At 75.2% G+C, this 7,003-nt stretch carries 6 protein-coding genes; all 6 read left to right on the forward strand.

The features are described from left to right. The first annotated feature begins 98 nt into the window (after nt 1–98). The 6 genes from BJF88_RS15515 to folK all read left to right on the forward strand — a co-directional run bounded on the left by BJF88_RS15515 (nt 99) and on the right by folK (nt 6,981). Nucleotides 99–710, forward strand: coding sequence for a TilS substrate-binding domain-containing protein (locus tag BJF88_RS15515; protein ID WP_075829467.1), 612 nt, complete (start codon nt 99–101; stop codon nt 708–710). Between the two features lie 6 nt (nt 711–716). Further along, nucleotides 717–1,271 carry a hypoxanthine phosphoribosyltransferase gene (hpt, locus tag BJF88_RS15520; protein WP_075829468.1) on the forward strand — a complete coding sequence of 185 codons (555 nt, stop codon included), beginning with the start codon at nt 717–719 and terminating at the stop codon, nt 1,269–1,271. 133 nt (nt 1,272–1,404) lie between these two features. Continuing rightward, the gene (gene ftsH, locus BJF88_RS15525; RefSeq protein ID WP_083649200.1) at nt 1,405–3,510 is read left to right on the forward strand and encodes an ATP-dependent zinc metalloprotease FtsH; all 2,106 of its coding nucleotides are present in this window, start codon (nt 1,405–1,407) and stop codon (nt 3,508–3,510) included. Continuing rightward, nucleotides 3,510–4,151 carry a GTP cyclohydrolase I FolE gene (folE, locus tag BJF88_RS15530; protein WP_255372092.1) on the forward strand — a complete coding sequence of 214 codons (642 nt, stop codon included), beginning with the start codon at nt 3,510–3,512 and terminating at the stop codon, nt 4,149–4,151. The genes ftsH and folE overlap by 1 nt, the downstream gene beginning before the upstream one ends. A 109-nt stretch (nt 4,152–4,260) precedes the next feature. Continuing rightward, nucleotides 4,261–5,118, forward strand: coding sequence for a dihydropteroate synthase (gene folP / locus BJF88_RS15535; RefSeq protein ID WP_083649201.1), 858 nt, complete (start codon nt 4,261–4,263; stop codon nt 5,116–5,118). A 144-nt stretch (nt 5,119–5,262) separates the two neighbouring features. Continuing rightward, a complete protein-coding gene (folK, locus tag BJF88_RS15540; RefSeq protein WP_075829469.1) occupies nt 5,263–6,981 on the forward strand; it encodes a 2-amino-4-hydroxy-6-hydroxymethyldihydropteridine diphosphokinase in 1,719 nt (572 codons plus the stop codon). The last annotated feature ends 22 nt before the right edge of the window (nt 6,982–7,003 follow it).

Genomic DNA, 7,003 nt, shown 5'->3' on the forward strand with positions numbered 1-7,003 from the left:
CGCGGACGCCGTGCTGCTCGGCCACACGCTCGACGACCAGGCCGAGACCGTCCTGCTCGGCCTCGCGCGCGGGGCGGGGGCGCGGTCGCTCGCTCGGCATGCGCGCGGCGCGGGCCTGGCGGCGGCCGTTCCTCGGCCTGCGCCGCACCGACACCGAGGCGGTGTGCACGGCGCTCGGCCTGCCGTGGTGGGACGACCCCACCAACGCGGTGGGGGGCGCCGGCGAGCCGCCGCTGCGGTCGCGCGTGCGCGCCGCCGTCGTGCCGGCGCTCGTCGACGTGCTCGGCCCGGGTGCGGTGCCGGGACTCGCGCGCACGGCCGACCTGCTGCGTGACGACGCCGACCTCCTCGACGCGCTCGCGGCCGAGCTGCTGGACCGGGCGGTCGTCGCGGGCGGGCAGGACGACCCCGCGTCGCCGGGCGTCGTGGAGCTGGACGTCGGCACGCTCGCGGCCGCGCACCCCGCGCTGCGCCGGCGCGCGCTGCGGGCGGCGGCGCTGCGCGCGGGCTGCCCGGACGGCGACCTGTTCGCCGTCCACGTCGCGGCGCTCGACGCGCTCGTCGCGCGCTGGCGCGGGCAGGGTCCGGTGCACCTGCCGGGCGACCGCCGGGCGTCCCGGTCGTGTGGCAGGCTGTCCCTGGGCCCGCCGGACCCGCCCCCCGGACCGTCGCGGAGACCCCCCCGACCCGCCCCCGCACCCCAGGAGTGACCCCCCGTGGAAGCATCGGACGTCGCTGGCGACCTCGAGAACGTGCTCCTCACCGAGGAGCAGCTCGGCAGCAGGCTCGACGAGATCGCCGCGCAGATCGACCGTGACTACGCGGGCAAGGACCTCCTGCTCGTCGGCGTCCTCAAGGGGGCGGTCATGGTCATGGCGGACCTCGCGCGTCGGCTGAGCCACCCGGTCGAGATGGACTGGATGGCGGTCTCGTCGTACGGGTCGGGCACCAAGTCGTCCGGCGTCGTGCGCATCCTCAAGGACCTCGACGCCGACCTCACGGGGCGCAACGTGCTCATCGTGGAGGACATCATCGACTCCGGCCTGACGCTGTCGTGGCTGCTGTCGAACCTGCGCTCGCGCGGCCCGGAGTCGGTCGAGATCGCGGCGATGCTGCGCAAGCCCGACGCGGCGAAGACGGACGTCGACGTGCGGTACGTCGGGTTCGACATCCCCAACGAGTTCGTCGTCGGCTACGGGCTCGACTACGCGGAGAAGTACCGGAACCTGCCGTTCGTGGGCACGCTCGCCCCGCACGTGTACTCCAGCTGACCCGCAGCGGCGCCCGGCCACGCCCTGGGCGAACAGGGACCGGATCCACAGCCGACGTCAAGGTCGAGCGTGTAGTTTCGAGCCCGAACACTTGCGCGAGCGGAGGGATCCGGGGCTCTGCGCCCCGTCGCCGATGAACATCAAGAAGATTCTCAGTGGGCCGATCGTCTGGATCGTGCTCGGCCTCGTGATCCTGTGGATCGCGTTCACGACGCTGTCGCGCCCCACGGTCCAGCGCATCGACACCTCGGCGGGGCTCGAGCTGCTCGCCGGCGACACCGTCGAGCAGGCGCTCATCGTGGACGGCGACCAGCGCGTCCGCCTCACCCTGTCCGACCCGTACGTGGCGGACGAGGGCACCGACGACGAGCAGGACTACGGCACGAACGTCGAGTTCTTCTACGTCGCGCCGCAGGGCGAGGCCGTCGTCGACGCCGTGGTCTCGGCGGAGCCGCCGGAGGGCTACAACTCCGAGGTCGCGCAGCCGTCGTTCTGGTCCTCGCTGCTCGGGCTGCTCATCCCGTTCCTCATCATCGGCGTGCTGTTCTGGTTCCTGCTGTCGCGGATGCAGGGCGGCGGGTCGCGCGTCATGGGCTTCGGCAAGTCGCGCGCCAAGCTGGTGTCCAAGGACACGCCGCAGGTCACCTTCGCGGACGTCGCGGGGGCCGACGAGGCGGTCGAGGAGCTCCACGAGATCAAGGAGTTCCTCTCCGAGCCGGCGAAGTTCCAGGCCGTCGGCGCGAAGATCCCCAAGGGCGTGCTGCTGTACGGTCCGCCCGGGACGGGCAAGACCCTGCTGGCCCGTGCGGTGGCCGGCGAGGCGGGCGTCCCCTTCTACTCGATCTCCGGGTCGGACTTCGTCGAGATGTTCGTCGGCGTCGGCGCGAGCCGCGTGCGCGACCTGTTCAACCAGGCCAAGGAGAACTCGCCCGCGATCATCTTCGTCGACGAGATCGACGCCGTCGGCCGCCACCGCGGCGCCGGCATGGGCGGCGGGCACGACGAGCGCGAGCAGACGCTCAACCAGCTCCTCGTCGAGATGGACGGGTTCGACGTCAAGACGAACGTCATCCTCATCGCGGCGACGAACCGGCCCGACATCCTCGACCCCGCGCTCCTGCGCCCGGGACGCTTCGACCGGCAGGTCGCCGTCGAGGCCCCGGACCTCAAGGGCCGCGAGGCGATCCTCGGCGTGCACGCGCGGGGCAAGCCGATCGTCGAGGACATCGACCTCGCCGCGGTCGCGCGCCGCACCCCCGGCTTCACCGGCGCGGACCTCGCCAACGTGCTCAACGAGGCCGCGCTGCTCACGGCCCGCAGCGGCGCCCAGCTCATCGACGACCGCGCGCTCGACGAGGCCATCGACCGCGTCGTCGCCGGCCCGCAGAAGCGCACGCGCGTGATGAACGTCAAGGAGCAGAAGATCACGGCGTACCACGAGGGCGGTCACGCGCTCGTCGCCGCCGCGATGCGGTACACCGACCCGGTGACCAAGGTGACGATCCTGCCTCGCGGGCGTGCCCTCGGGTACACGATGGTCATGCCCACGGAGGACAAGTACTCCACGACGCGCAACGAGCTGCTCGACCAGCTCGCGTACGCGATGGGCGGGCGCGTGGCCGAGGAGCTCGTGTTCCACGACCCGACGACCGGGGCGTCGAACGACATCGAGAAGGCCACGGCCATCGCCCGCAAGATGGTCACCGAGTTCGGCATGAGCGAGCGCGTCGGCGCGATCAAGCTCGGCAGCGGCTCGGGCGAGCCGTTCCTCGGCCGCGACATGGGCCACCAGCGCGACTACTCCGAGTCGGTCGCGGGCACGGTGGACCACGAGGTGCGCAAGCTGATCGAGTCGGCGCACGACGAGGCGTGGGAGGTGCTCACGCGCTACCGCGACGTGCTCGACACGCTCGTGCTGGAGCTCCTCGAGAAGGAGACGCTCAACCAGGCCGAGCTGGCCCGGGTCTTCTCGCCCGTCGAGAAGCGCGCGCCGCGCGACGTCTGGCTCTCGAGCGAGCAGCGCTCGGTCTCGCAGCGCGGCCCGGTCCTCACCGACGCGGAGCGCGCCGCGCAGAACGGCCACCCCGTCATCCCGCAGGACGAGGCGGCCGCGGCGAGCGACGAGCTCCCGCCGGAGCGCGTCGGCGAGGTCCCGGCCGACGCGCCGCTCGACCGCTCGGTCGGTGGCGAGGCCCGTGGTGACGGCGTGGCGGACCTGTCGGGGCCGGGGCAGCACTGATGTCCGGGGACGGCGTGCACGGCGCGATCACGCGCGCCGCGGCAGCGGCGGACCTGCCCGCGCCGGCCGAGGTCCCGCCGTACGACGCGGAGCGCGCCGAGGCCGCCGTCCGAGAGCTGCTGCTCGCGGTCGGCGAGGACCCCGACCGCGAGGGGCTGCGCGACACGCCGGCCCGGGTCGCGCGCGCCTACCGCGAGATCTTCGCGGGCCTGCGCCAGGAGGCGGGGGACGTCCTCACGACGACGTTCGACCTCGGGCACGAGGAGATGGTGCTCGTCAAGGACATCGAGGTGTACTCGACGTGCGAGCACCACCTCGTGCCGTTCCACGGCGTCGCGCACATCGGGTACATCCCCAACGTCGACGGCCGGATCACCGGACTGTCCAAGCTCGCGCGCCTCGTCGAGGTGTTCGCGCGCCGCCCGCAGGTCCAGGAACGCCTCACGTCCCAGGTCGCCGACGCGCTCGTCGAGCACCTGCAGCCGCGCGGCGCGATCGTCGTGGTCGAGTGCGAGCACCTGTGCATGTCGATGCGCGGCGTGCGCAAGCCCGGCTCCCGCACCGTGACGTCGGCGGTCCGGGGCCAGATGCGCGACGCCGCGACCCGTGCCGAGGCGATGAGCCTCATCCTGGGGCGCTAGGGACGTGGTCCCCGACGCAGCACCCGGTCCCGGCGACCCGTCCGGCGGCGTGCCGACGGCCGCCGTCGCCGGGCTCGACGAGCTGGCCGGGCTCGGGCGCACGCTCGTGATGGGCGTCGTCAACGTGACCCCGGACTCCTTCTCCGACGGCGGGGAGTGGTACGAGCCGGACGCCGCCGTCGCCCACGGTCGCGCGCTGCTCGACGACGGCGCCGACGTCCTCGACGTCGGCGGCGAGTCCACGCGGCCCGGCGCGGGCCGCGTCCCCGTCGAGGAGGAGCTCGCGCGCGTCCTGCCCGTGGTCGCCGCGCTCGCCGCCGACGGCGCGGTGGTGAGCGTGGACACCACGCGCGCGGTCGTCGCGGAGCGCGCCGTCGCCGCCGGGGCGCGGATCGTCAACGACGTCTCGGGCGGGCTCGCGGACCCGGACATGGCCGGCGTCGTGGCCCGTACCGGGGTGGCGTACGTGTGCATGCACTGGCGCGGCCACGCGGACGTCATGGACGACCTTGAGCGCTACGACGACGTCGTCGCCGACGTCCGCGCGGAGCTCTCCGCGCGCGTCGAGGCCCTGCTCGCGGCGGGGGTGCGCCGCGACCAGGTCGTCCTCGACCCCGGGCTGGGCTTCTCCAAGGCGGGCTCGGCGAACTGGCCGCTGCTCGCCCGGCTCGGCGAGCTCGAGGAGCTGGGGTTCCCCGTGCTCGTCGGTGCCTCGCGCAAGAGGTTCCTCGGCCACCTCCTCGCCGGACCCGACGGGCGCCCTGCGCCGCCGCTGTCGCGCGACGACGCGACCGCGGCCGTGACGACGCTCGCCGCCGCGGCAGGGGCGTGGTGCGTGCGCGTCCATGCGGTGCGCGCCTCGGCGGACGCGGTGCGCGTCGTCGCCGCCTGGCAGCGGGCGCGTGGCGCGACCACGCCCGGCCCGGCGCCGGGACGGGACGACTCGACGGGGCGGGCCGCGACCTAGCAGGATGGGGCGGCAAGGGCGTGCCCGATCACGGCCGGCCGGTCCGCGCAGCACGGGGCCGGCAGCTGACGGCAGCTGACAACACGGCACACGGGATCTCCGCCACCTCACCGGTGGAGGTCCGTCGCGAGGACGGAGTACGACGTGACCACAGCGTTCGCAGGAGCGGTCCTCGACGCGGACGGCCGGCCGTTCGACCGGATCCGGCTCACGGGTCTGAGCGCCACCGGCCACCACGGCGTCCTCGAGCACGAGCGTGCCGACGGCCAGCTCTTCCGTGCGGACGTCGTGCTGCACCTCGACACGCGCGAGGCCGCGCGTGGGGACGACCTCGCCGACACGGTGAGCTACGCGGGCGTCGCCGAGGACGTCGTCTCCGTGCTCGCCGGCTCGCCCGCCGACCTCATCGAGACGGTCGCCGAGCGCATCGCGGCGACGATCCTCGTCCACCCCGACGTCGTCGCGGTCGACGTGGCCGTCCACAAGCCGCAGGCGCCGCTCACCGTCCCCTTCGACGACGTCGAGGTCGTCATCCGCCGCGACCGCGTGGTCGCGCCGGTCGTCGCGCCGCTCGCGCGGCGGCACGACGGGTCGGCGGAGCCCCGGACGGTCGCCCCGATCCCCGTCGGGTCGGTGGCCCCGGCGCTCATCCACGGCGTCGAGGCGCCGCCCGTCATGCCGCCGAGCATCCCGCCGACGAGCGCCGCGACCGGGGCCCACGAGGTCCCGGGAACGCGGCTGCCCGACGACGGTGACGCCCCGGCGTCCCCGGACGGTCACGCGGAGGTCGCTGACGACCAGGGCGCGGCGCACGGGCACGACGCGGACCCGCGCACGGGGCGGGAGGCGGCGGCCGACCGGCCGAGCGGGCCCCTCCCCGCGGGCGCCGTCCCGAGCGGCGCGCACCCGAGCAGCGCCCCGACCGGCCCCGTCCCGACCGGCCCCCTGCCCACGGACCGTTCCCTCCCGGTCCCGGTCCCGGTCCCGGTCCCGGCTCCCGGTCCGGCCGGCACCGGACCGGTCGCGCACGAGCCGGCGGCCGCGGGCACGGATGCTGCCGGGACGGGCGGGGAGCAGCCGGGACGGTCGGCGGCGGGGCCGGACGGACCGCACGAGGCGCCGGGGCCGGACGCGTCCGACGGGCCGCAGGCCCCGGGAGGTGCGGTGGCGCCGGGCGCGCCCGCCGAGGAGCAGGGCGGCTCCGTGCCCGGTCACGGCACGGACCGGGACGCCACGGACGCGCCCGCGCCCGGGCGGCCGCGCGACCGCATGGACGAGGTGCCGGCGGACTTCGTCGACGTCGTCCTCGCGCTCGGCGCGAACCTGGGGGACCCGCAGCAGACGCTGCGGGAGGCGATCACGGACCTCGACCGCATCCCGGGCGTCGAGATCACGGACGTCTCGCCGCTCGCGAGGACGGCGGCGCTCGGACCGGAGCAGCCCGACTACCTCAACACCGTCCTGCTGGCCCGCACGCGCCTGTCGGCGCGCGACCTCCTCCACGCGTGCCACGCCGTCGAGCACGCGCACGGACGCGTGCGCGACGAGCGCTGGGGCCCCCGCACCCTCGACATCGACCTCGTGGTGTACGGGTCGCTGACGGACGTCGCCGACGACCTCGAGCTCCCGCACCCGCGCGCCCACGAGCGGGCGTTCGTGCTCGAGCCCTGGTCGCAGGTCGACCCCGACGCCGTGCTCCCCGGCCTGGGCGGCGGGCCCGTCGCGGCGCTCGCCGCGACGGCACCCGACCGCGCCGGGATCCGGTGGCTCGCGCTCGACTGGCTGACCGAGCCCGCGCCCAACCCGACGGGCGCCGTGCCGGTCGCGTCGGCCGCCGCCGGTGGCTCGCGCTCGACTGGCTGACCGAGCCCGCGCCCAACCCGAC

The organism is Cellulosimicrobium sp. CUA-896, assembly GCF_001942335.1.
Classification (GTDB): domain Bacteria; phylum Actinomycetota; class Actinomycetes; order Actinomycetales; family Cellulomonadaceae; genus Cellulosimicrobium.